Here is a 23,278-nt window from a genome sequence, read left to right on the forward strand (position 1 = left end):
CACGTCGCGCGACCTCGTCGCACGAGACGGCGTCGCGCGGTGAGGCCGCGTCGACATGACGGCGGCGAGCGGCGAGACGATGGCGGCGATGACGACGTCCCGCCGTGAGACGGCGTCGGTGGCCGGGCTCGTGGGCCTGCTCGCGGCCGCGGGCGTGACGCACCTCGTCCGGCCCGCGCTCTACGACGGGCTCATCCCCCGGGCACTCGGCGCGCCCCGGCCGTGGGTCCTCGGCAGCGGCGTCGCGGAGCTCGCGTGCGCGGCGGCCGTGACGGTGCCGGCCACGCGACGGCTCGGCGCGCTGGCGACGGCCGCCCTGTTCGCCGTCGTGCTCCCGGGGAACGTCACGATGGCGGTCCGGATGCAGCGCTCGCGCAGGCCGCGGACGGCGCGGCGCCGGGTGGCGCTCGCGGTGGCGTGGCTGCGGCTCCCGCTCCAGGTTCCGCTGGTCCTCTGGGCCCTCCGCGTCGCCCGCCGCGCCGCCTGAGGCCGGCGACAGCGGTTCTGGAACGCGGACGACACTCAGGGGTCGCCTCCGTTCCAGAACCGACGCGCCGTCCGAGCGGGTCGCTGCGGGCAGCGGCCGGTCGCCGTCGGCGGCACGCGGTTCTGGATCCCGGGCGACGGTCGGAGGGCCGGATCCCTGCCAGAACCACGCTGGCAGGCCCGGCGCTGCGCGGTCCGACCGGACGCGCGCCTCGCACGCCGCCCTCCGCCCCCCTCGTCGGCCTCCCGGACGAGATGTGCGGCGCACGGTGCTGGTGGGGCTGCTGGGAGCGGACGAGCCGCGCCGCGCACCACTCCTGGACCGTCCGCCCCGTGCGCCGCACGACCCGTCGGCGCGGTGGCGTCGGGGCGTGGCGGCGACCCGTCGTGGCGCAGCGGCGTCGGGGCGTGGCGGCGACCGTCGCGGCGCGGCGGCGTCGCGGTCGCACCATGCTTGCCGGCGCCGCGCGGGACGCCTCGGTCAGGGCTCCGGGACGGCCTCGAACTCGGCGATGATCTCGCGGACGCGCCGCGCGGTGAGGGTCTCCTCGACGAGCAGCGCGGCCGCCACGGCCTCGAGCAGGGGCGCGTGCGCCGTCAGCAGCTCGGTGGCCTGGACGTGCGCGTCGCGCAGCAGGCGGTCGACCGCCGCGTGCGCCTGCGCCGCGACCTGGCCGCCGACGCGCATCGTCTCGGCGTCGACCTGCGCGTAGCCGAAGTCGGTCATGCCGTACTGCGTGACCATCTTCGTCGCGAGGTCGGTCGCACCGCGCAGGTCGCCGGACGCGCCCTGCGTGTACTCGCCGTCGAGCAGCCGCTCCTCGGCCGCCCGACCGGCGAGCGCGACGACGAGCTGGGCGAGCGCCTTGCGCCGCGGGAGGAAGACGTCGTCGTTGCCGCTCATCCACGTGATGCCGCCCGCCGGTCCGCGCGGGACGATGGTCACCGACACCGGGTCGTCGGCGTCGGGCAGCAGGGCCGCGGCGAGCGTGTGCCCGGCCTCGTGCCACGCGGTGATCATGCGGTCGTACTCGGTGACCAGCGCCGACGTGCGCGCGCGGCCCATCGCGACGGTCGCGACGGCGGCCTGGAAGCACGCGGCGTCCACCACGTCCTGGCCCTGCCGCGCGGCCTCCATGCACGCCTCGTTGACGACCTGCGCGAGGTCGGCGCCGGACATGCCGGGCGTCTGCCGCGCGATCTGCACGAGGTCGACGTCGTCGGCCACGGGCCGCGAGCGCGCGTGGACCTGGAGGATCAGGGTCCGGCCGCGCCGATCGGGGTTGGGCACCTGCACCTGGCGGTCGAGGCGGCCCGGGCGGGTCAGCGCCGGGTCGAGCGTGTCGGCGCGGTTGGTCGCGGCGAGCACGATGATGTGCGAGCCGACGAAGCCGTCCATCTCGTTGAGCAGCGAGATGAGCGTGTTCTCGCGCTCGCCGTCGCCGCCGTTCCCGGACGCACCCCCGCGCGCCCGCCCGACGGCGTCGATCTCGTCGATGAAGATGATCGCGCGCTCGGCCTTGCGCGCCTCGGCGAAGAGGTCCCGGACGCGCCGCGCGCCCACGCCGACGAACGACTCGACGAAGTCCGAGCCCGCCAGCGCGAAGAACGGCACCTGCGCCTCGCCGGCGACGGCGCGCGCGAGGAGGGTCTTGCCCGTCCCGGGCGGGCCGACGAGCAGCGCGCCGCGCGGCCGGGTCGCGCCGACGGCCTCGAACCGCTCCGGCTCACGCAGGAACTGCACCATCTCGCTGAGCTGGTCGACCGCCTCGTCCGCGCCGGCGACGTCGGCGAAGGTCACCGCCGGGATCTCGCCCGAGGCGAGCGCCTTGCGGGGGCGGCCGCCCAGCGCGCCCTGCGGGTTGAGCCCGCGAAGCACCAGGAGCAGGACGCCCACGATGATCAGCACGGGCAGCAGGCGCGACGCGAGGTCGGCCGCGGCGCCGCGCTCGCCCGCCTCGGCGTCGAGCGGGACGCCCGCGTCGACGAGGGTCTGGGTCAGCTCGTCGGCGTAGTCGGCCGGGAAGTCGGCGGCGAGGAGGGCGTCGTCGGACGTCACGAGGACCACCTCGGCCGCGCGGTCGTCGACCGTGGCCGCGGTGACGTCCCCCTCGGCCACGAGCGCGAGCGCCTCCGTGAGGGCGATCCGCTCGGGCGCGGGCTCCGCGGTCGCGGAGAGCACGCCCCACGCGCCGGACGCGAGCAGGACGACGACGGCGACCGCGGCGAGCACCCGGCGGCGGCGCCACCAGGGGGTGGCGGGGTCGGCGTCGGTGAGGAGTGCGGCGACGCGGGCGCCCAGCGCGCGGAGGGCGGGCGCGGGCGAGCGACGCGGGGGCCGCGGGGCGTCACCGGGCTCGTCGGGGCGCCGCTCCGGGGCGGGCTCGGGTGCGGGCACGCCGTCGTGGTCGCGCGCGGGGCGGCCGGGCGCCGGCTGCGGAGCCCCGGCGCCCTCGGTGCCGGCGCCGGTGCCGCCGCCGGTGCCGGTGCCCACCGTGGCACCGGGGCGCAGCCGCGGGCTCGCCTCGCCGGCCGGACGCCGCCGCGCGCTCGTCTGCGGCGCCGGCACGAGCGGCGCCGTCGACGGGGGCGCCGGCGGTGCGGCGACGGCGGGGACCGAGGTCGAGGTGCTCTGCGCTGTCACAGGTCCCTTATCGGATCCGAGCGCCGCGCACGTGAGGCGACCGGGTGGTTTTCGTCCGGCGGGGAGGCTCCGCCCGGCGTGTCCCCCGGCGTGTCGGCTCTCCGGGCGCGCTCGCGGGCGGATGTCGCTCGCGTCGGCATGTCGCGCGCCGTCGTGTCGGAGGGTGTGCCTACCGTCGTGGCATGAGCACCGGCACCCACGTCTGCGTGTACTTCGACGACGGCGAGCTCGACCACCTCTGCGCGTGCGGCTCGCGCGCGCTGCTCGTCGTCGGTGAGGACGGGCTGGAGGCCCTCGTCGTCCTGGCGGCCGAGGAGGCCACCGTCACGACGCTGACCACCGGCCGCCTCGCGCCGCAGGAGCTGCTGGTCTCCGCCTGACCCGCCCGCCGGCACGCTCGTCGGGCACGCTCGCCGGGCACGTCCGGCCACGCCCGTCGCGCACGGGGTCCCTCCTGAGGCGCCCGGGCCGCCACGGCCCTAGCCTGCCCCCGTGACGGCCGCTCCCCCTCCCGCCGGCGCCGGGCGCCAGGCGACCCCCACCAGAGGGGTTGCGCGCCGCCTGCCGCCGCACCTCCTGCGGGCGGGTGCGACCGCCGTCGCGCTCACCGTCCCGGTCGCGCTGCTCGCGTGGGCGGTCCGCGCCGAGGCGTCCGCCGTCGTCGAGGTCGACGAGGCCACGATCCGTGCGGCGACCGACCTCACGCGCTCCGAGCCCGCGCTGCGCACGGCGCTGCTCGCCTGGCAGGAGGCGTTCCAGGCGCGGTGGGTCAACCTCGCCGGGGTGCTGCTCGCCGTCTGGGTGTGGCGCCGCCACGGCCTGCGCGCGCGCACGGCCTGGGCCGTCGCGACCGTGCTGCTCGCCTGGGGGCTGAGCAACGTCGTCAAGCTCGCGGTGCAGCGCTCGCGTCCGCTCGTGGACGACGCCGTCGCCCACGCGCCGGGCTACAGCTTCCCGTCCGGGCACGCGATGAACACGACGGCGGCGGCCGTCGCGCTCACGGCGCTCGTGTGGCCGCTCCTCGGGCGGCGCGGGCGCGCGGTCGCCGTGACGGTGGCGACGCTCGCCGTCGTGCTCACGGGGGTCGACCGCGTGATGCTCGGCGTGCACTACCCGTCCGACGTCGTGGCCGGCGCGTTCCTCGGCGGCGCGGTCGCGGTGGGTTCGTGGATCGGCTGGTCGGGCCACGTCGGTGGTCGCGACGGCGCACGGGTGACGGGCGCGGACCTCCCGCGGCCGACGGACGGAGGCGCACGATGACGTTCACGGGCCGCTACAGCGAGGACGTCTCCGCCCCCACGCGGGGCGACGCGTGGCGCGACCTCGGCCGACGCACCCTGCTGCCCGCCGCGGGCGTGTGGGCGGCCATCGTCGGCGCTGGGCTGGTCATCACGGGTCCGCTCGACGACCTCCCCGCCGAGGACGCGGTGAACGAGGCCCTCGTCGAGACGCGCACGCCCCTCCTCGACACGGCGACGCAGGTGTGGTCCAACATCGGCGGGACGCACTTCCTCATCATCGCGGGCATCGTCGCCATGGCGCTGATCTGGTGGCGGACCCGGCGCTGGTGGTTCGCGGTCGTGCCCGGCATCGCGCTGTCCGTGCAGTCGGCGGTCTTCGTCACGTCGTCGGCGCTGGTCGGCCGCTCGCGGCCCGACGTCGACCAGCTCGACCACGCGCCGCCGACGTCGAGCTTCCCGTCCGGCCACACGGGCGCGTCGACCGCCTTCTACCTCACGCTCGCGCTGCTCGCGCAGCGGATCACGAACCCCGCGCTGCGCTGGGGCGCGACGACGCTCTGCTTCCTCGTCCCCGCCCTCGTGGCCTACTCGCGGCTGTACCGGGGGATGCACCAGCTGTCCGACGTCCTCGTCGGCGTGCTCAACGGGATCGTCTGCTGCTGGCTCGCGTGGCGCTACCTGCGCCGCGACGACGCCCGCCCGGACGAGGGCGACGAGCGCGCGGCCGCGCCCCGCCCGGCCGACGTCGTCTGACGCCGGCCCTCAGAGCCGCGCGTGGCGTGCGCGGGCGAACGAGTAGATGCCGTAGGCGGCGAAGCCCAGGCCCACGAGCGTGAGGAGCACGGGCCCGGCGGGGAGCGCGAGCAGCGTGCGCAGCGCCGGGTCGAGCCCGGGCGTCGCCTGGCTCGCCGCACCCGCGGCGGCCGCGACGACGAGGCCCCCGACGAGCAGGAGCGCGACTCCCTTGGCGATGTAGCCGACGCGCCCCGCGCGCTCGGTCCACGTCCCCGGGTGCTGCCGCAGGTCCCGGAGGAACGTCCGGCGCCAGCCCTTGACGACGTGGTGGACCCCCACGCCGACGACGACGAGCCCCACCGCACCCACGAGCAGGCGGCCCCCGGTCGACGTCATGAGGCCTGCCGTGGTGCTCGCCCCCCCGCCGCCGCCGGAGCCGCGCAGGACCCCGACGGTCGTCAGGGCGAGCGCCGCGTAGACGACGGCGCGCCCGATGCTCTTCACGCGCTCGGAGGTCTCGCGTCCCGCGACGGCCTCGGTGACCTGCCAGATCGCGAGCAGCCCGAACCCCACGACGCACAGCCAGAGCAGGACCGCGCCGATCGCGGAGCCCGCGAGGAGCCCGAGCGCGCCGCCCTGGTCGGCCGAGCCGCCGTAGCCCGACCACGCGAGCTGGACCGCGACCCAGGCGAGCAGCAGGTGCAGGACGCCGCTGGCCGCGTACCCGAGGCGCGCGCCCTGCTCGACGACCCGGCTGTTGCCGGCCGCGACGGCACCGCTGCGCGCGGTCATCGCCCGACCGTCCCGGCCCGGGCGGCCGCCCGTCCCGTGCCCTCGACCGTGCTGCGCCTGCCGTCCATCGTCTCCACCCGTCCGTCGCGCCGCCCTCTGGGCGAACTGTGGCAGCGAGCGGACCGTTCCGCACGCGCTGCGCCGCACCGGACCCGCGGTTCTGGAAGCGATCCAGCGCGCCGAACGACGATCCGCTTCCAGAAGGCGCCGCGGGACGCCGACGGCGGGGGCCGGGTGGGGTGGCGGAGGGGGCCGGGGTCGCGTAGGACGGACGTGACGGGTCGCCGGCACGACGGCGGCGCACGACCGATCCCCCAGGAGCGACCATGGGTTTCCTCGACCGACTGCTCGGCCGCGAGCCGGACCCCGCGGACCGCCAGGACGCGTACGGCCGCACCCCCTCGACGCCGTACGGACAGCCGCCTGCCGACGGCGGCTACGGCACGCCGTCGTACGGCGCGTCCCCGTACGGCGCGCCGCCGCAGGACGGCCCCGCGGGCACGGGTCCGCGCACCCCCGACCAGCGCGCCGTCGAGCGCTACCGCTACCTGCTCGCGACGGCGCCGCCCGAGGGCATCGAGCAGGCGCACGCCGAGGCGTTCGCGCAGCTCACCCCGGACCAGCGTCGCCAGGTGCTGCAGCAGCTCGCGCAGCACGTCCCGCCGTCCGAGCGCCTCGGGGACGACCCCGCGGGCCTCGCCCGCATGGCGACGCGCACCGAGGTGCGTCAGCCGGGCACGCTCGAGCGGACCTTCGGCGGCGCGCCCGCGGGCGGCGGGTACGGCGGGGGGCCCGCGGGTCAGGGCTACGGCGGCCCCGGCCTCGGCACGATGATCGGCGGCAGCCTGCTCGGGACGGTCGCGGGCGTCGTCGTCGGCTCGGCGATCGCGAACGCCATGTTCGGGCCCGCGTTCGGCGACCTCGGCAGCGACGCGTTCGCGGCCGACGCCGGCGGCGCGGAGGGCGACGCCGGCGCGGACGCCGGGGGCGACGCCGGCGCCGACGGCGGTGACGCGGGCGGCGGGGACGCCGGCGGGGACGTCGGCGGTGGGGGCTTCGACGGCGGCGGCTTCGACGGCGGCGGCTTCGACGGCGGTGGCTTCGGCGGCGGTGGCTTCGGCGGCGGGGACTTCGGGGGCGACTTCGGGGGCGACTTCGGCGGCGACTTCTGACCGGACGCCTGCTGACCGGACGCCTGCAGAGGGCGCTGAGGGGACGCCCGGCTCCTCAGCGCCCGAGCGGCAGCGTGACGCCGAACCGGGTGAGCCCGTCGTCGCGCTCGTACCAGGCCTCGCCGCCCAGGGCGTGCGCGAGCCGCTGGACGATGTAGAGCCCGAGGCCCGTCCCCCGCCGGCTGCCGCCGCGCAGGAACATCTCGTCGAACAGGTGCCCGACGACTCCGTCGGGCACGCCCGGGCCGCGGTCCTCGACGAGCACCTGGAGCCGGCCCTCCTCGACGCCGGCGCGCACCACGACGGGCGCCGCGCCGTACCGGGCGGCGTTGGTGAGGTAGTTCGTGGCGACCTGGCAGAGCTGCTCGGCGTCGGTCAGGAGCTCGAGGTCGTCGGCGCAGTCCACCTCGACGTCCCCGGCGCCCGGCTCGGCCGCGCGGCTGCGCGCGACGGCGTCCTCGAGCACGGGCCGGACGCGCACGACGTCGCGCGCCGACCGCACCGCGCCCGCGTCGAGCCGTGCCGCGAGGAGCAGCTCGTGGAGCATGCGACGCATCTGCTCCGCGCTGCTCGCCACGGACGCGAGCAGGTCGGCGCGCTTGGCGTCCTCGAGCTGGGCCCAGTGCCGCGCCAGGGTGCTCGCCGCGCCACCGACCACCGCGATGGGGCTGCGCAGCTCGTGCGCCGTGATGGCGAGGACGTGGGCGCGCTCCTCCGCCGCCGCGCCCAGCCGCACGTTCGCCGCGGACAGGTCCGAGTTCGCGTCCGCGAGCTCGCTCGCGGACCGCTCGAGGTCGAGCGACGCGCGCCGCTGCGCCGTGACGTCGCGCGTCACCTTGGCGAAGCCGACGAGGTCGCCCCGCGCGTCCCGCAGCGCGGTGAGGACGACGTTCGCCCAGAACAGGGTGCCGTCCTTGCGGACGCGCCAGCCCTCCTCCTGGTAGCGGCCGTCGCGCGTCGCGGCCGCGAGCTCGGACTCCGGGTGCCGCGAGGCGCGCGCGGCGTCGGTGTAGAAGGTGCGGAAGTGCTGCCCGAGGATCTCGTCCGCGGTGTAGCCCTTGAGCCGCTCGGCTCCGCGGTTCCAGCTCGCGATCCGCCCCTCCGGGTCGAGCATGAAGATCGCGTAGTCCGTGACGCTCTCGACGAGCAGCCGGAACCGTTCCTCGCTCTCGACGAGCGCACGCTCGGTGGTCCGCTGCGCGGTGACGTCCTGGCTCTGGAGCAGGAGGTAGAGCGGCCGCTGCTGCGAGTCGCGCACCGCGGCGATCGTCGAGGTGACCAGGCGCTCGGTGCCCGCCAGCCGGTGCTCGACGCGCGCGACGCTCTCCTGGACCGCCGTCGCGAGGGCGAACGTCACGGCGTCGCGGTCGGCCGCGGGGACGGCGTCGAGCAGCGCGAGCCCGACGGCGCTCTCGGCGGTCGCGTCGAGCAGGCGCACGAGCGCCGCGTTGGCGCGCACGATCTGCCCGGTCAGCGTGAGCGTCCCCATGCCGATGGCGGCCTGGTCGAAGACCGCGCGGAAGCGCTCGACGTGCTCGCCGAGGATCTGCTCCTCGCCGCGCGGCGCGTCCGGCCCGGGCGCGCGCGCGTCCCCGCCCGACGGCGGCTCGGGCGCCTCGCCCGTGAGCGCCGTGAGCGCGTCGACGACCTCGTCCACCCGGTCGGACTTCTGCACGAACGCGGCCGCGCCGAGCTCGAGCGCGCGGCTCTCCAGACCCTCCTCGGAGAACCCGGAGTAGAGGACGACGCGCGTCGCGGGCGAGGCCTCGCGCACCTGCTCGATGGCGTCGAGCCCGCCGAGCCCCGGCATGGAGGCGTCCAGGAGCATGAGGTCCGGGCGGTGCTCGGCGGCGATCGCGACGGCGTCGTACCCCGTGCCGCCCTCCGCGACGACCGTGAGGACGCCCGTGAGCCGCAGGCGCGTGCGCAGCAGCGCGCGCACCTCGGGGGCGTCGTCGACGACGGCGATGGTGTGCGGGCTCACGGCGCCTCCGGTGCGTCCTGCGGTCTCAGCGCGCGGCGGGCGGGCCGGCGACGGTGCCCGGGGTGAGCCGGGCCCAGACGACCTTGCCGGTCGTGCCGGGAGCCGGCAGCACGCCCCAGCCCTGCGCGATGAGCGCGACGTACGCGAGCCCGCTCCAGCCCCGGGCGAGGGGCCCCGGCTCGGGCGTGCCCGGGGCGTCGTCGGCCACCTCGATGCGCAGGCCGTCGCTCGTGAGCGTGAGCCGCAGCACCGGCGGCGACGACGCGCGCGCGAGCGCGTTGACCACGAGCTCGCGCAGCACGAGCTCGGCCTCGTAGAGGTCGCCGCCCCATCCCCACCGCGACGCGTGGAAGCGGAGGAAGTCGCGGGCGCGCGCGACGGCGTCCGCGCCCGCGAGCTCGAGCACCGCGGCGCGCTCCTCGTCGCGGCTGAGGTCGACGAGCAGGTCCACGAGCGCCGCGACGTCGGCGTCCTTGGGCACGTACCCCTCGACGCGGCCGCGCAGCGCCTCGCCGTCGGCGTCCGTGAGGCCCGTGAAGACGGCGACCTTCGCGTGCGGGGCGACGTCGCGCACGAGCGTGAGCACCTCGCCGCCGTGCAGCCGCGGCAGGCCGAGGTCGAGCACCACGAGGTCGGGCTGCAGGTCGCGCGCGAGGGCGACCGCGGTGTCGCCGTCGCCCGCCTCGCCCACGACCTCGAAGCCGCCCCGCAGCCGGAGCTCGATCGTGACGAGGCGGCGCAGGTCGGGGACGTCGTCCACGAGGAGCACGCGAGCGGTCACGCCTCGGGATCGTAGACCTCGCCGCGTGCGGCGGCCCCCGCTCCGGCGGGCGGGCGGCGGGCGGCGCCCCTACCGTGGTCAGCGCGGCCGTGACGGCGGCCCCGGGAGGACGCGTGCAGATCGAGGTCGAGGGTGTCGTGCCGCTGCGTTTCGCGGACGGCGCGCCCGTCCGGGCCGCGTCCGCCGTGGTGCCGTTCGACGCGGGCTGGCTCGTCGTGCAGGACGACGCGACCCACGCCGCCTGGGTGTCCCACCCCGACGGCCGGGCGCCCGTGCGGCGGGTGCGCGTGCTGCCCGCCGTCGAGGGGCACGACACGTTCGAGGAGTCGGCCGGGACCAAGCGCCTCAAGCCCGACCTCGAGGCGGCCTTCAGCGTCCCCGGCACGGCCGACGTCGTGCTGCTGGGCTCGGGCTCGTCGCCCGCGCGGATGCGCGCGTGCCGCCTCGGCAGGGCGTCCTGCGGGGACGCGCCCGACGTCGCCGTCGCGGACCTCGCGCCGCTGTACGCCGCGGTGGCGCACGCGCTCGGCGAGCCGGAGGACCGGGTCAACCTCGAGGGCGCGTGCGTCCTCGGCGGCACGGTGCGCTGGTTCCAGCGCGGCTCCCCGGCGGCGGGCGTCCCGACGGCGGCCGTGGACGTCCGCCTCGACACGCTGCTGCGCGTGCTCGCGGGCGACGTCGACCCGGGCGCGGTCCGGTTCGAGGCGGTCCACCGGTACGACCTGGGCGAGGCGCGCGGGGTCGGCCTCGCGGTCACCGACGCGGTCACGCTCGCCGACGGCCGGGTTCTCGTCAGCGCGGCCGCCGAGGACACGCCCGACCCGCGCGAGGACGGTCCGGTCGTGGGCTCGGTGCTCGCGGTGCTCGACGACCTCGCGGTCGAGCACACCGCGCCGCTCCCCCACGTCGAGGGCGGCGTCCCGAAGGTCGAGGGCCTCGCGATCGTCTCCCAGGACGCGCCCGGCGACGTCCGCCTGCTCGCGACCCTCGACGCCGACGACGCCACGGCCCCCTCGCTCGCGGTCACGCTGCGCGCGCGTTGGTGACCGCGCCGCGCCGGGCGGGCGGTTCTGGAAGCGGACCCGGGGCCCGCGCGCCGGATCGCTTCCAGAACGCCCGCCGGCTGCCCGGCGTCAGGCGAGCCGCAGGGTGTCGCCGTCCCGCACGACCGGCAGCGGGTCCGTGATCTCCCCGACGAACTCCCCGTCCTCGGTGTCCCGGAAGCCGATCAGCGCCCAGCCGCCGCCGACGTCGCGCACGAGGCGCGCCGCGTAGAGGCTCGGGTGGCCGAACGACCGGGCGCGGGACAGGTCCCACGGGCCGAGCGGGCCCTCGCCGGGCGCGACCCACATGCCGCCCGTGGTCCCCTCGCGGCGGTCGGGCGCCATCTGCGCCGGCCAGCAGCAGAAGAGGAGGAAGTGCCCGCCGTCGACCTCGACGACCTGCGGGACCTCGAGCTGGCCGAAGCCGGCGGGCTCGGACAGCGGCGGCTGCACGGTCCACGTCTCGAGGTCCGGGCTCGTCGCGTGGCCGATGACGCTGCGGCCCGCGGGGTCGCCCTCGCGCGCCCGGGCGGTGACCAGCATGTGCCAGCCGTCGCCGCCCGGGTCGGGCAGCACCCACGGGTCGCGCCACGCCTCGTCGAACCACGCGACGCCGTCGTACTTCTCGTACCAGCGCGGGTCGGCCTCGCACACCGGCCCGGGGAGGCGGTGCCACGTGACCAGGTCGTCCGAGCGGGCGACGCCGACGCGCTGCACGAGGCCGCGGTCCTCACGGCTCACGCCCGTGTAGAACAGCCGCCACGAGCCGTCGGGCGCCTGCACGACCGAGCCGGTCCACGTCGCGAGGTCGTCCCAGGCCGGGGCGTCGTCGGTGACGAGCGCGTCCGGCAGGAGCTCCCAGGTGCGCAGGTCGGTGGACCGCGCGTGCCCGATCGACGCCCGGCGGTGCCGCCGGTCGGGGTCGAGCAGCGCGCGCGACGCCCGCAGGAAGAACAGGTGGTGGTGCTCGCCGTCGAACGCGGGCCAGCTGTCCCACACCCAGTGGTCCGGGAGTCTCAGGGTCATGTCGTCATCCCTTCACGCCGCTGGAGGCGATGCTGCTGACGAACGCGCGCTGGAACGCCAGGAACATCACCAGCACGGGGACCGTGATGATCGACGTGTAGGCCATCACCTCGCCCCAGGCGGGGTTGATCTGGAAGAAGTACTGCACGCCGACCATGACCGGGCGGAGCTCCTCCTGCTGGACCACCATGAGCGGCCACAGGTACTGGTTCCACGCGGGCAGGAAGGTGAGGATCGCGACGGTCGCGAACGCGGGTCCGGACAGGGGGACGATGATCCGCCGGTAGATCGTGAACCAGCCGGCGCCGTCGATCCGCGCCGCCTCGTCGAGCGACGGCGGGATGGTCGAGAAGTACTGCGTGAACAGGAAGATCGAGAACGCGTTCGCGATGAACGGGACGATCTGCACGTGGTACGAGTTGAGCCAGCCGAAGTCGTACATCGGCAGGCCGTTCTCGAAGACGATCGTCGGCAGCTTCGAGACCCAGTAGACGAGCGGGATCGCGATGGTCTCGAACGGGACGATGAGCGTCGCGATGATGAGCGTGAGGACGAGCTTGCGCCCGCTCCACTCGAGCCGGGACAGGGCGAACCCCGCCATGCTGTTGACGACCAGCCCGAACCCCACGATGAGCACGGTCACGAGGACCGAGTTGAGCAGGAACCGCGCGACCGGCACGCGGTCGAACACGCCCGCGTAGTTGTCGAGGCCGATGTCGCCCACGGGCAGGAAGGCCTGGACGGAGTCGACGTCGGACAGGATCTGCGCGTCCGGCTTGAGGCTCGAGACGAGCATGAACACGAGCGGGAAGAGGAAGAACAGGGCGAGCAGGATCATCGGCACGTAGCCGAGGGCCCGCCAGCCGGGACCGCGTCCGCTCGCCTCGCGCGCCGCACGGCGTGCGGCCGCGCGCTCGGCGGCGGGTGCCTGGACCGGCGTCGAGGCCGGGGTGCTGTCGGTGGTCATGGTCAGTCCTTCTCCCGGGTGAGCCACCGCTGGATGAGGGCGATGACGAGCACGATGACGAAGAAGATCAGCGAGATGGCGGAGCCGTAGCCGGTCTCCTGGCGGCGGTAGCCCTGCTGCACCGCGTGGTAGACGAGGGTCGTGGTCGAGTTGAGCGGCCCGCCCTGCGTCATGACGTCGATCTGCGCGAAGAGGCCGAGCGCCTGGATCGTGATCGTCACGAGGATGAACACCATGGTCGAGCGCAGCCCCGGCCACGTGACGCTGACGAACTGCTGCCAGGCGCCGGCGCCGTCCATCCGGGCCGCCTCGTAGAGCTCCTCGGGGATGGTCTGCAGCCCCGAGAGCCAGATGATCATGTGGAAGCCGACGGCCTGCCAGATCGACAGCGCGATGATCGCGGCGAGCGCCGTGCGGGTGTCGCCCAGCCAGTCGGCGCCCTGCACGGCGCCGCCGCTGACCGTCTGCAGGATCGAGTTGACGAGCCCGTCACGCTGGTACATGAACTCCCAGAGCACGGACACGACGACGATCGACGTGACCACGGGGATGAAGTAGATGATCCGGAAGAGGGTCGTGCCGCGGACCTTGCGGTTGACGAGGATCGCCATGACGAGCGCGAGCGCGGACTGCAGCGGCACGACGACGACCGCGAACACGAACGTGTTGACCAGCGACCGCACGAAGGTGGGGTCGCTCGTGAAGGCGCGGACGAAGTTGTCCAGCCCGACGAACCGCGGCGGGTTCGGCGAGATGAGGCGCGCGTTGGTGAAGCTGAGCCCGAAGGCCAGCAGCACCGGGATGACGAGGAAGAGCAGGAGCAGGAACGTGGCGGGGGCGACCATGCCGTAGGCGGCGCGGTGGCCCTGCCGGGCCGCTCGGGCGCGCCGACGCTGGCGCGCCGTCGTCGGGGTGAGCTCGCGTTCGGGGAGCGCGTGCGGGGTGACCTGCTGGGCGGGGACGGTCATGGTGGCATCCGTTCCGGCGGCCCGGCGGGGCGGCGCGACGTCCGGTCCCGGGGTCGCCCGGGGACCGGTCGGGGCGCGCCGCCCCGACCGCCGTTCAGGACGGTCGGCTCAGAAGCCGTAGCCGTCGTTGGACTCGATGTTGGTGTCGATCTCCTGGACGGCCTGGTCGAGGGTGGCCTTCACCTCGGCGCCGTTCATGATGTCCTTGCCGGCCCGCTCGAAGACGCTCGAGATGATCGGGTAGGCGGGTGTCGGCGGACGCTCGAGCGCGAAGCGCTGCGACAGCTCGACGAAGGGCTGCAGCGGGTCGCCCTCGCCGAACATCTCGGAGAGCTCCTCGGCCTCGGCGGTCGCCGGGATGACGACCTGACCGTCGGCGAAGGCGGCGATGTACTCGGGCTTGAAGCTGAACTCGAGGTACTGGCGTGCGCCGTCGGCGGCCTCGCAGTCGGCCGCGATGCCCCACTGCCAGGACGCGCCGCCGATCTTCGGGCCCTCGCCCAGGTCCGGCGGCGGGAGGATGAGCAGGTCGTCGCCCACGGCGTCGAGCGAGTCCATCGCGTTCCACACGCCGGTGTAGCTGAGCGCGACCTCGTCGTTGTTGAACTCCTCGTTGCCGATCGTGCCGGCGTTGCTCGTCAGGCCCCGCTCGAAGAGGCCCTGGAACCACTCGAAGAACTCGACGGCCTCGGGGCCGTTGAGGGCGCCCTCGGCGGTGAGCATCGAGTCGCGGTCGATGAGGTCGCCGCCCGCGCTCTGGAGCATCGGCGAGTAGGCGTACGGCCACCACTCGCCCGCGTCCTCGGCCCCGATGTCGAGCGGCGTCGCGTAGCCGGCGCCCTGGAGCGTCGTGAGCGCGGCGTCGAACTCGTCCTTGGTCCACGGCTCGTCGACCGTCGGGATGCGGATGCCGTTGGCGTCGAGCACCGACTGGCGCGCGAAGATCGACAGCGCGGCGTCCCAGTACCCGGCCGAGTAGATCTCGTCCTGGTACCGGCCGACCGCGGTCGGCAGCAGCGCGTCGGTGATCGCCGGGTCCAGCTCGAGCGGCTGGATGTACCCGGCCCACGCCCAGTTGGGGACGATCGGGCCGTCCATGTCGAGCAGGCACGGGAGGTCCCCGGCTGCGGCGCCCGCGACGACGGCGTCGTTGTAGGCGCCCTGCGGGAACGACTCCACCACGACCTCGTACTCGTCCTGGGACTCGTTGAAGTCGGTGATGATGCGCTCGTAGATCTCGAGCTCGGCGGGGTTGCCTGCCGAGTGCGTCCACATCGTCAGCTCGGTCGTGCCGCCGCCGGCGTCGCCGCCGCCGTCCGACTGACCGGCCTGCCCGCAGCCGGCCAGGACGGTGGCCGATGCGGCGGTGATGGCTAGCATCCCCGTGAAGGACTTGCGACTCATCGTGATTCCCTTCGTTGGGGGTCTCGACGGGCAAGGTCGAGATCCCCGCTCGGTGGTCGCCGGCGGCGACCGTCGGGTTGTGTCACCCCCGCCGCCGGCCCGGTCCCCGGGTCGGCGGCGGGCCCACGGAGTCCCGCCGGACGAGCGGGCACGGCATCAGGACGACGCCGCCCTCCGCCCCGTCCGGGTCGGGACGCTCTCGCACGCCGAGCAGCACCTCCACCGCCCAGCGCCCCATCTCGTGGTGCGGCAGGGCGACGGTGGTCAGCGGGGGGTCCAGCTCGGCGGCGATCAGCTGCTGGTCGTCGTAGCCGACGACCGACAGGTCTGCGGGGATGGCCAGGCCGTGGTGGCGCGCCGCGGCGTACGCACCCATGGCGAGGCGGTCGTTGAAGCAGAAGAGCGCGGTCGGGCGCTGGTCGGCCGGCAGCTCGAGCACGCGGCTCGCCGCATCCCGTCCGCCCGCGACGTCGGACGTGCCGCGCACGTGGAGCGCGGGGTCCGGCGTGATCCCCGCGGCCTCGAGCACCTCGAGGTAGCCCGCGAGGCGCAGGCCGGACGCGAGCGGCAGCGGGTCCTCGTCGATGTCGAGGTAGGCGATCCGCCTGTGGCCCGCGTCGACGAGCGCCTGCACGGCGGCGACCGCGCCACCGCGGTCGTCCGGCACCACGCTCGCGAAGCCGCCGTCGACCGGGCGCGCGTCGAGCAGGACCGAGCCGGCCGGCAGGCCCGCGGGCGGCTCTACCGCGCGGTGCCACATGCACGCGTAGACGATGCCGTCGACCTGGTGGGCCTGGAGCGCCGCGACCGCGTCGCGCTCGAGCGCCGGGTCGCCGTCGGTGTTGACGAGGAACAGCAGGTGGCCGTTCTCGCGCGCGGCGTCCTGGGCGGCCTCGATCATGCGCACGGCGTACGGCGTCGTCGCGATGCGGTCGGAGACGAAACCGATGGTCTGGGTGCGCCGCGTGCGCAGCCCGCGGGCCAGCGTGTTGGGCGCGTAGCCGATGTCCTGCGCGACGCGGCGCACGCGCTCCTGGGTCACGTCGGGGATGCGGCTCGTGGCGCGCTCGTTGAGGACCAGCGAGACGGTGGCGGCGGAGACGCCCGCCTCGCGTGCGACGTCCTTGATGCCGATGCGTCGCGTCACGGTGCTCCACCTCCTCCTCGAGGGCCGTCCGGTGCGGCTGGCACCGCTCGCTGCGTCGGACGCTGCAGCCGATCCGGTCTGGTAAACCGATTAAGCAGCGTGGGTCGAGTGTGAGCCGGGCCACTCCCCGCTGTCAACCCCCGAGTTCTGGAACGGATCCGGCGCTCCGGACGCGGGATCCGTTCCAGAACGCGTCGTCCGGGCCGGGCCGGCGGCGCGTGGGGTGGGCGCGGGGGGGTCGTCGCGTCGGAGGGGCGTCGTACGCTGCGGCGCCATGACGGTCCACCACCTGTCCCGCCGCGACGCGCGGCGGGTCGCGGTGCGCGCGCAGCTGCTCACGGCCGAGCGTCCGTCGGGCGTTCTCGACGTCGTGCGCGGCCTGACCTTCCTCCAGCACGACCCGACGGCGGCCGTCGCGCCCAGCGCGCACCTCGTCCTGTGGAGCAGGCTCGGCCCGGCCTACGAGCCTCGCGAGCTCGAGGACGCCGTCGACGCGGGGCGGGTCGTCGACCTGCACGGCCTGCTGCGGCCGGCCGAGGACGTCGCGCTCTTCACCGCGGAGATGGCGGCGTGGCCCGGCCCGCCGCCCGTGCCGCAGTGGCGCGAGGCCAACCGCGCGTGGGCGGAGGCGAACCGCGCGTGCCGTGACGACATCCTGGCGATGCTGCGCGGCGACGGCCCGCTGCCCGCGAGCGAGCTGCCGGACACGTGCGTCCTGCAGTGGCGCTCGTCGGGCTGGAACGACGACAAGAACGTCCTCATGCTGCTCGGGATCATGGTCGCCCGCGGCGAGGTCGCGGTCGCCGGCCGGGACGCGCGCGGCCGCCTGTGGGACCTCGCCGAGCGCGTCTACCCCGACGACCCGCCCGTCCCGGTCGAGGAGGCGCGCCGGCGGCGCGACGAGCGCCGGCTCCGCGCGCTGGGCATCGCGCGCGCGAAGGCCGCGCAGACCCCGAACGAGCCGAACCACGTGGGCGCCGCGGGCGAGCAGGCCGTCGTCGAGGGGGTCCGCGGCACGTGGCGCGTCGACCCGGCGCTCCTCGACGTGCCGTTCGAGGGCCGCACCGCACTGCTCTCGCCGCTCGACCGGCTCGTGTTCGACCGCAAGCGCATGGACGAGCTGTTCGACTTCGACTACGCGCTCGAGATGTACAAGCCGGCGGCGACGCGGCGCTGGGGCTACTGGGCGCTCCCGGTGCTCCACGGCGACCGTCTCGTCGGCAAGCTCGACGCCGCGGCCGACGTCGCCTCGGGGGTCCTGCGCGTGCACGCGGTCCACGAGGACGAGGCGTGGGACACCGCGACGCGCGCCGCCGTCGACGCCGAGATCGCGGACCTCGCGCGGTGGCTCGAGCTCGACCTCGTGCGCGCGGGCTGACCGGCGACCGTCGCGGGCTGACCGGCGACCGTGCCGCCCCGCCCGCGCGCCCACCCGGGACGTGAGGTCCGTCACGATCAGGACTCCCGGCCCTCGTGCGCGGCACGCGCGCCCGTACCGTGGGAGGTGCCGGCACCGCGTCGGCCCTCCTCACGAACGGACCCCCGATGACCGCCCCCACGCTCGACCGGACCGCCACCACCCTCGCCGGCCTCGTCGACCACACGCTCCTCGCGCCCGACGCGACGCCGGCCGACGTGGCCGCGCACGTCGAGGCGGCCCGCCGCATGGGCGTCCTGGCGGTCTGCGTCTCCCCCTCGATGCTGCCCCTGGCCGACGCCGAGGGCGTCGTCGTCGCGACGGTCGTGGGCTTCCCCTCGGGCAAGCACCACAGCGCGGTCAAGGCGGCCGAGGCCGCGCTCGCCGCGTCGCACGGCGCGGACGAGATCGACATGGTCATCGACCTCGGCGCCGCCAAGGCCGGACGCTTCGACCTCGTCGAGGCCGACGTCGCCGCGGTGCGCGCGGCCGCGCCGGGCGTGCTGCTCAAGGTCATCATCGAGTCGGCCGCGCTGACGGACGAGCAGGTCGTCGGCGCGTGCCGCGCCGCGGAGTCCGCGGGCGCCGACTACGTGAAGACGTCGACGGGCTTCCACCCCGCGGGCGGCGCGACCGAGCACGCCGTGCGCCTCATGGCCGAGACCGTCGGCGGCCGCCTCGGCGTCAAGGCGTCCGGCGGGATCCGGACGCGCGAGCAGGCCGAGCGCATGGTCGCCGCGGGCGCGACGCGGCTGGGTCTGTCCGGCACCGCCGCGGTCCTCGCGGGCGAGGCGTCGGAGGCCGGCGGCTACTGAGCCGCGCGCACGCGTGCGGCCGCCGCCGCGGCGGCACGATCGGCGTCGTCGGGGTGGATGGAGCGGTTCTGCGCGCGCCGGTTGCGCCCGCCGAACCAGGTCGTCGGGTAGACCTTCGGGAGCACCTTGGCGACCGCGAGCGCGGCGTACATCACGGTGTTGACCGCGACGAACGCCGCGAGGACCGCCACCGGCCCGGACTGGAGCACCTCGACCGGGAGCAGCACGCCGGCGCCCACCCCCGCCGGGGCGCTCACGACGTCACCGTCACGACGTGGCCGGGGCCGACGTGGACGTGCTTCCAGCCGGCCTCCCGGCCGAGCGAGATGTCGACGATGCCCTTGACGTAGACGACGTCGAGGAAGGCCGCGAACACCAGCTCCGGGAGGAGCGCCGCGGCGAGCAGCCGCGCCCGCCAGCCTCCGCGCCACACCGTGACGACGCGCTCGACCATGAAGAGCCCGCCGAGCCCCATCCAGAACGGGAACCACACCCACGTGTCGACCGAGAGCACGGTGAGCAGGATGAGCCCGAGGTACGACATGAGCGCGATGACGCCGTAGCCGATGCCCAGCTGCTGCGCCCAGTACGGGAACGTCTTCGGCGTCACGCCGTAGGCGCCGAGGTTCTCGAGCGCGCCGCGCTGCCACCGCAGGCGCTGCGCCCACAGCGCGCGCCACGAGGGCATCACCTCGGTCACGACGGTGCACTGCTCGGGCGAGATCATGAGGCCCCCGAGCGACTTGAGCGCGATCGTCAGCTCGTTGTCCTCGGTGAGCGCGGCCGTGTCGTAGACGTCGCCGTGGGTCCCCGGGATCGCGTGCCCCCGGCTCCCGGCGACCGTGCGCAGCGCGACCGGACGGAACAGGGAGGCGGTGCCCGTGAGCACGAACACGCGGCCGCGGCGCCGCCGCATCTCGCGCGCGTAGCGGAGGTACTCGTTGCGCTGGAACTGACCCAGCACGCCCGATCCCTCCTCCCCGTAGAAGAGCCCGCCGATGGCCATGAGCGCGCGGTCCGCGGACAGGCGCGCGACGGCGGCCTCGAGGAAGCCGTCGTCGAGGCGGGTGTCCGCGTCCATGACCATGACGACGTCGTTGTCGCCCTGTCCCGGCAGCAGCCAGCGCAGGGCCTGGTTGAGCGCGCCCGCCTTCTTGCGCGTGTTGTCCACGGACTCGAAGACCTCGACGCCCGCCGCGCGCGCGACGTCGACGGTCCCGTCGGTGCAGTTGTCGGCGACGACGACGACGCGCTCGGGCCGGTGCGACTGGCCCAGGAGCGAGGCGAGCGTCCCGGGCAGGGACTGCTCCTCGTCGTGCGCCGGGATGAGCACGGTGACGGTCACCGGGCCGGCGAAGACGCCGCGGGTGCGCGCCATGACGACCTTGGGCGCCAGCGGGTGGGTGCGCACGTCCGCGGAGCGCCGGGAGCTATTGGTGATCCGGCGCTCGAGGAGCGCGGTGCCCGCCGCCGCGAGCAGCGCAAACGCGACGGCGGTCGCCGCGACGTGCGTCGGCGGCGCCTCGGTCGCGTAGAGCACGGACCACAGCCCGAGCACGAGGCCCTCCGTGGGCTGCTCGCCGACGCCGTCCGAGGACGCCGCGGCCGCCCACCACAGCAGGCCGGCGGCGGTGCCCGCGAGCCCGAGGATGAGGACGCCGATGAGGCGCCGGAACCAGTCGGCCGGGAGGGTGTGGCCGGCCGGGACGTCGTCGGTCGGCGGACCGCCGAGCACCTCGACGCCCGGCGCGGGGCGCTGCGTCGGCAGGTCGTCGACGGCGCGCGGGCCCGGGTGCGTCAGGGTGGCGGCGGGGGCAGGCGCGGCGCCGTCCGCGGGCACGGCGAGGGGACGCGCCGCGTGGGCCGCGTCGCTCGCGGCGTCGTCGGACGCGCTGCGCTCCCCGGTCTCCTGGCTCACCCGCCCCCGTCCCTCGTCGCTCCACCGCACGGGCGTGGCCCGTGAGAGGAAGATCGTCGGGATCCGCCCCGCACTGAGCGCCGTCACCCGGATGCCGCGGGTGAAACGGGTCAGGCCGCCCGTTACCGGGCGCGCTCGGCCGCCGCCGCCGCGCGCGACCGCCGGAGGGACGACGGCCCGCGCTCACCCGAACGGGTGACGCCCGACGGCGTGCCACCGCGGCGTCGGTGCCCGCCGCTACGGTCTCGGGGACCGGGAGGGTGGCTCCCGGCGCTCCAGGAACAGGTGTGCGATGCGTCGTCGTCCCGGGCTCGTCCTCCTCGCCGCGATCGCGGCGCTCGCGCTCGGCGCGTCCCCCGCCACGGCGGCAGCCGACGACGGCGAGCCGGCGCTCGGCATCGCGCACCTGCTCCCGAACGGGATGAACCTCTGGGAGGTCCCCCTCGCCGTCGAGGACCCCGGCCTCGGGACGCCTCAGCTCGTCACGTCCCTGACGACGGGCGGCTTCTCGTACGCGTACTCGCGCACCGAGACGGGCGACTTCGGCGACGTCACGGGCACCGACGACGGCAGCCCGGACTGGCTCGTCTCGCACCGCCAGCCCAACGGCGGCGTGCTCCTCTGGGTCGTCGGCGGCGGGCCGGACACCACCCCGCGCCTGTGGGCCGACCTGCGCGGCGGCGGCTGGAGCTGGGACGCGTCACGCCAGCTCGTGGGCGACGTCAACGGCGACGGGCTGGACGACGTCGTGAGCGTCCACCGCAACCCGCTGTCCGCCCGGGACGTCCGGGCGAACGTCTGGGTGCACCTCAACACGGGCACCGGCTTCGCGGCGCCGGCCCTCTGGGCCCAGCTCTCGACCGTGAGCATGGTCCGCCTGTCGCTCGAGCCGTTCTCCCAGGTGCGCTACATGCTCGGCGACGTCGACGGCGACGGGCGCGACGACCTCGTGACGACGGACGGGGACACGGCCGTCGGCTGGCCGTTCGCGCTGCGCCACTTCGTGCACCACAACACGGGCGCCGGCTTCGCCGTGAACGACTCGTTCGCGGGCGGCCTCGCGCGCGAGGGCTGGTCGTTCGCCGCGAGCCGCGAGCTCATGGCCGACGTCACGGGCGACGGCATGGAGGACCTGGTCACCGTGCACGCCCAGGGCGGGGGCGGGATCCTCCTGTGGGTCCGTCCGGGCAGCGGCAGCTTCGTCGCCGACACCCCCGTCCTCATGGCGGACCTGCGCACCGGCGGCTGGAGCTACGCGTCCTCGCGGCAGGTCGCCGCCGACGTCGACGGCGACGGCCGCGACGACGTCGTCAGCGCCCACGACCAGCCGGGCGGCGGCATGCTGCTCTGGGCCCACCGCAGCCACGAGAACCGGGTCTTCGAGGAGCCGGTCGTGCTCGGCGACCTGCGCGGCGGCGGCTGGGACTACTGGTCGAGCCGCGCGAGCGTGGGGCACCGCACGGCGGTCTGACGTCGCGGGCGGGACCTCGGACCTCCGCGCGGGCTCGCGGCGCGGGGTTCGATGGTCGCGCACGGGCCGACCGACGAAGGGGCGCGCCGATGCGACCAGCACGTCGCGGGGCCGCCTCCGCCCCGTTCGCCGCGGCGGGTGCCCGGCCGCGCCCCGGGCCGGTCGTGCCGGTCACGCTGCGCCTCGACCCGCTCGCCGCGATGCTCAACGCCGAGCTCGCCGACCACCCGGTGTACGACGGCCTCGAGCTCCAGTGGTTCGACGACGACCAGCACGGCACCGGCATGCTCGCCTTCCTCTCGCGCCGCGCCGACGCGACCGTCGACTACTACGTGCAGCCCGGCCTGCGCCTGGACCGGCGGGGCTACGAGATCGGGGGCGGGCAGCGCTCCTGGACGGTGACCGAGTTCGCCGTCGCCCGCCTCGTCGTCACCGACGACGGCGTCGACGCGGAGGTGCGGTTCACCGACGTCGACGGGCGGGTGGTCGAGGTCCGGGTCGACGACCGCGACGGGCGGCCCCGACGCCGCGCGCGCCTCCTCGCCCCGGTGAGCGCGGGCGTCCTGCGACCGACCTCCCTGCTGCTCGTGTGGATGCCGGCCTTCGACCTGGTCCGCGTGACGTCGACGCCGCCCCACGTGCGGATCGACGGGCGCGCGGCTTCGACCGGCAGCCTGCCGGGCACGCGGCTGCACCGCCGCCACCTCGTCAAGTACGCGGCGGACCTCGTCGCGGTCGAGCTCAACCGCGACGAGGACGACGGCTGTGACGCGGCCGACCCGCCCGCAGGTCGCCCCGGCACGGTGTGCGGGACGACGGCCGGACCCGACGGCGGCGTCGCGGCGATCACCGCGGCCCGCGGACGGCACCTGGCGGAGGTCCGCTTCAGCCCGGCCATGCCCGACGCCGCCGGTCTCCCCGACGGCGCTCGCGCGTCCGGGCGATGGACGCTCACCGTGGACGGCGCGGAGCTCACGTCCGGCGACTGGTCGCTGGCGCGTGCGTGCGAGCGGGTCGAGGCGGGCCTCGACGGCCTCGCGCCGTGGCGGCCCCGCGGGCTCCCGTGGCTCATGCGGCTGGTGACGACGGTCGTCCCCGTCTTCCGCGCGTGGCCGACGACCTACGCCTGGCGCGGTGAGGTGGCGCTGTCCGACCGGCCGAGGGTGACCGGCGCGTGGCGCCGCACCGGCGGCCACGACGGTCAGGGGTACCGGCGCGCCACCGGCTCGTCGACACGCTCCACGCGCTGAGCGGGGCGCGGAGGCCG

General features: G+C 75.8%; 21 protein-coding genes. 10 read left to right on the forward strand and 11 right to left on the reverse strand.

What is annotated here, in order from left to right:
• Positions 1-88 precede the first annotated feature (88 nt).
• Positions 89-487, forward strand: a complete 399-nt coding sequence (locus tag JIG38_RS13515; RefSeq protein WP_199424342.1) for a DoxX family protein — start codon at positions 89-91, stop codon at positions 485-487.
• A gap of 480 nt (positions 488-967) precedes the next feature.
• Here the strand turns inward: JIG38_RS13515 and JIG38_RS21070 are convergent, their stop codons facing one another.
• Positions 968-3,130: an ATP-dependent metallopeptidase FtsH/Yme1/Tma family protein gene (locus JIG38_RS21070; protein ID WP_199424343.1), complete on the reverse strand. Its 2,163-nt coding sequence runs from the start codon at positions 3,128-3,130 to the stop codon at positions 968-970.
• 182 nt (positions 3,131-3,312) lie between these two features.
• Here JIG38_RS21070 and JIG38_RS13525 point away from each other — a divergent pair, with 182 nt between their 5' ends.
• The 3 genes from JIG38_RS13525 (at position 3,313) to JIG38_RS13535 (ending at position 5,124) form a co-directional block, all read left to right on the forward strand.
• Positions 3,313-3,510: a hypothetical protein gene (locus JIG38_RS13525; protein ID WP_199424344.1), complete on the forward strand. Its 198-nt coding sequence runs from the start codon at positions 3,313-3,315 to the stop codon at positions 3,508-3,510.
• Positions 3,511-3,622: 112 nt separating this feature from the next.
• A complete protein-coding gene (locus JIG38_RS13530) occupies positions 3,623-4,390 on the forward strand; it encodes a phosphatase PAP2 family protein (RefSeq protein WP_307844925.1) in 768 nt (255 codons plus the stop codon).
• Positions 4,387-5,124 (forward strand): phosphatase PAP2 family protein, encoded by a 738-nt coding sequence (locus tag JIG38_RS13535; RefSeq protein WP_199424345.1) that lies wholly within the window; start codon positions 4,387-4,389, stop codon positions 5,122-5,124. Before JIG38_RS13530 ends, JIG38_RS13535 begins: the two co-directional genes overlap by 4 nt.
• Before the next feature lie 9 nt (positions 5,125-5,133).
• On the opposite strand, the gene JIG38_RS13540 is transcribed toward JIG38_RS13535, so the two are convergent.
• Positions 5,134-5,898 (reverse strand): DUF1206 domain-containing protein, encoded by a 765-nt coding sequence (locus JIG38_RS13540; protein ID WP_199424346.1) that lies wholly within the window; start codon positions 5,896-5,898, stop codon positions 5,134-5,136.
• A 326-nt stretch (positions 5,899-6,224) separates the two neighbouring features.
• Between JIG38_RS13540 and JIG38_RS13545 the strand changes: the two genes are divergently transcribed.
• Positions 6,225-7,070, forward strand: coding sequence for a hypothetical protein (locus tag JIG38_RS13545; RefSeq protein WP_199424347.1), 846 nt, complete (start codon positions 6,225-6,227; stop codon positions 7,068-7,070).
• Between the two features lie 55 nt (positions 7,071-7,125).
• On the opposite strand, the gene JIG38_RS21075 is transcribed toward JIG38_RS13545, so the two are convergent.
• Together JIG38_RS21075 and JIG38_RS13555 are read right to left on the reverse strand one after the other, a co-directional pair.
• Positions 7,126-9,054 (reverse strand): PAS domain S-box protein, encoded by a 1,929-nt coding sequence (locus JIG38_RS21075; protein ID WP_199424348.1) that lies wholly within the window; start codon positions 9,052-9,054, stop codon positions 7,126-7,128.
• 25 nt (positions 9,055-9,079) lie between these two features.
• Positions 9,080-9,835, reverse strand: a complete 756-nt coding sequence (locus JIG38_RS13555) for a response regulator (protein ID WP_307844927.1) — start codon at positions 9,833-9,835, stop codon at positions 9,080-9,082.
• Positions 9,836-9,948: 113 nt separating this feature from the next.
• Between JIG38_RS13555 and JIG38_RS13560 the strand changes: the two genes are divergently transcribed.
• Entirely contained in the window at positions 9,949-10,881 is a 933-nt protein-coding gene (locus JIG38_RS13560) for a DUF6910 family protein (RefSeq protein WP_199424349.1), read from the forward strand.
• Positions 10,882-10,968: 87 nt separating this feature from the next.
• Here the strand turns inward: JIG38_RS13560 and JIG38_RS13565 are convergent, their stop codons facing one another.
• The 5 genes from JIG38_RS13565 to JIG38_RS13585 all read right to left on the reverse strand — a co-directional run bounded on the left by JIG38_RS13565 (position 10,969) and on the right by JIG38_RS13585 (position 16,390).
• Positions 10,969-11,904 (reverse strand): glycoside hydrolase family protein, encoded by a 936-nt coding sequence (locus JIG38_RS13565; protein ID WP_199424350.1) that lies wholly within the window; start codon positions 11,902-11,904, stop codon positions 10,969-10,971.
• A 4-nt stretch (positions 11,905-11,908) separates the two neighbouring features.
• Complete coding sequence (locus tag JIG38_RS13570; protein ID WP_372419893.1) at positions 11,909-12,871, reverse strand: carbohydrate ABC transporter permease; 963 nt, start codon at positions 12,869-12,871, stop codon at positions 11,909-11,911.
• A 2-nt stretch (positions 12,872-12,873) separates the two neighbouring features.
• On the reverse strand, positions 12,874-13,839 hold the full coding sequence (locus JIG38_RS13575; RefSeq protein ID WP_233404987.1) for a carbohydrate ABC transporter permease: 966 nt from the start codon (positions 13,837-13,839) through the stop codon (positions 12,874-12,876).
• 108 nt (positions 13,840-13,947) lie between these two features.
• On the reverse strand, positions 13,948-15,243 hold the full coding sequence (locus JIG38_RS13580) for a sugar ABC transporter substrate-binding protein (protein WP_199424351.1): 1,296 nt from the start codon (positions 15,241-15,243) through the stop codon (positions 13,948-13,950).
• Between the two features lie 82 nt (positions 15,244-15,325).
• A complete protein-coding gene (locus JIG38_RS13585) occupies positions 15,326-16,390 on the reverse strand; it encodes a LacI family DNA-binding transcriptional regulator (RefSeq protein ID WP_307844928.1) in 1,065 nt (354 codons plus the stop codon).
• Between the two features lie 274 nt (positions 16,391-16,664).
• On the opposite strand from JIG38_RS13585, the gene JIG38_RS13590 reads away from it, so the two are divergent.
• Positions 16,665-17,768 (forward strand): DNA glycosylase AlkZ-like family protein, encoded by a 1,104-nt coding sequence (locus JIG38_RS13590; RefSeq protein WP_199424352.1) that lies wholly within the window; start codon positions 16,665-16,667, stop codon positions 17,766-17,768.
• Between the two features lie 167 nt (positions 17,769-17,935).
• Positions 17,936-18,622 carry a deoxyribose-phosphate aldolase gene (deoC, locus tag JIG38_RS13595; protein ID WP_199424353.1) on the forward strand — a complete coding sequence of 229 codons (687 nt, stop codon included), beginning with the start codon at positions 17,936-17,938 and terminating at the stop codon, positions 18,620-18,622.
• Here deoC and JIG38_RS13600 read toward each other — a convergent pair.
• Both JIG38_RS13600 and JIG38_RS13605 read right to left on the reverse strand, forming a co-directional pair.
• Positions 18,616-18,879 carry a hypothetical protein gene (locus tag JIG38_RS13600; RefSeq protein ID WP_199424354.1) on the reverse strand — a complete coding sequence of 88 codons (264 nt, stop codon included), beginning with the start codon at positions 18,877-18,879 and terminating at the stop codon, positions 18,616-18,618. The genes deoC and JIG38_RS13600 overlap by 7 nt on opposite strands.
• Positions 18,876-20,540, reverse strand: coding sequence for a glycosyltransferase family 2 protein (locus tag JIG38_RS13605; RefSeq protein WP_307844929.1), 1,665 nt, complete (start codon positions 20,538-20,540; stop codon positions 18,876-18,878). Before JIG38_RS13605 ends, JIG38_RS13600 begins: the two co-directional genes overlap by 4 nt.
• Positions 20,541-20,832: 292 nt before the next feature.
• On the opposite strand from JIG38_RS13605, the gene JIG38_RS13610 reads away from it, so the two are divergent.
• The gene (locus tag JIG38_RS13610; protein ID WP_199424355.1) at positions 20,833-22,011 is read left to right on the forward strand and encodes an FG-GAP-like repeat-containing protein; all 1,179 of its coding nucleotides are present in this window, start codon (positions 20,833-20,835) and stop codon (positions 22,009-22,011) included.
• 89 nt (positions 22,012-22,100) lie between these two features.
• Positions 22,101-23,261 carry a hypothetical protein gene (locus JIG38_RS13615; RefSeq protein ID WP_199424356.1) on the forward strand — a complete coding sequence of 387 codons (1,161 nt, stop codon included), beginning with the start codon at positions 22,101-22,103 and terminating at the stop codon, positions 23,259-23,261.
• Positions 23,262-23,278 lie beyond the last annotated feature (17 nt).

The sequence above is a fragment of the Actinotalea solisilvae genome (assembly GCF_016464425.1).
GTDB classification, from domain to species: Bacteria; Actinomycetota; Actinomycetes; order Actinomycetales; family Cellulomonadaceae; genus Actinotalea; species Actinotalea solisilvae.

What these genes read in the sequence shown, in the direction of transcription:
- JIG38_RS13515 (WP_199424342.1), top strand. Translation starts at nt 89, where the DNA reads ATGACGACGTCCCGCCGTGAGACGGCGTCGGTGGCCGGGCTCGTGGGC.
- JIG38_RS13525 (WP_199424344.1), top strand. Translation starts at nt 3,313, where the DNA reads ATGAGCACCGGCACCCACGTCTGCGTGTACTTCGACGACGGCGAGCTC.
- JIG38_RS13535 (WP_199424345.1), top strand. Translation starts at nt 4,387, where the DNA reads ATGACGTTCACGGGCCGCTACAGCGAGGACGTCTCCGCCCCCACGCGG.
- JIG38_RS13540 (WP_199424346.1), bottom strand. Translation starts at nt 5,898, where the DNA reads ATGACCGCGCGCAGCGGTGCCGTCGCGGCCGGCAACAGCCGGGTCGTC.
- JIG38_RS13545 (WP_199424347.1), top strand. Translation starts at nt 6,225, where the DNA reads ATGGGTTTCCTCGACCGACTGCTCGGCCGCGAGCCGGACCCCGCGGAC.
- JIG38_RS13565 (WP_199424350.1), bottom strand. Translation starts at nt 11,904, where the DNA reads ATGACCCTGAGACTCCCGGACCACTGGGTGTGGGACAGCTGGCCCGCG.
- JIG38_RS13570 (WP_372419893.1), bottom strand. Translation starts at nt 12,871, where the DNA reads ATGACCACCGACAGCACCCCGGCCTCGACGCCGGTCCAGGCACCCGCC.
- JIG38_RS13575 (WP_233404987.1), bottom strand. Translation starts at nt 13,839, where the DNA reads ATGACCGTCCCCGCCCAGCAGGTCACCCCGCACGCGCTCCCCGAACGC.
- JIG38_RS13580 (WP_199424351.1), bottom strand. Translation starts at nt 15,243, where the DNA reads ATGAGTCGCAAGTCCTTCACGGGGATGCTAGCCATCACCGCCGCATCG.
- JIG38_RS13590 (WP_199424352.1), top strand. Translation starts at nt 16,665, where the DNA reads ATGACGGTCCACCACCTGTCCCGCCGCGACGCGCGGCGGGTCGCGGTG.
- deoC (WP_199424353.1), top strand. Translation starts at nt 17,936, where the DNA reads ATGACCGCCCCCACGCTCGACCGGACCGCCACCACCCTCGCCGGCCTC.
- JIG38_RS13610 (WP_199424355.1), top strand. Translation starts at nt 20,833, where the DNA reads ATGCGTCGTCGTCCCGGGCTCGTCCTCCTCGCCGCGATCGCGGCGCTC.
- JIG38_RS13615 (WP_199424356.1), top strand. Translation starts at nt 22,101, where the DNA reads ATGCGACCAGCACGTCGCGGGGCCGCCTCCGCCCCGTTCGCCGCGGCG.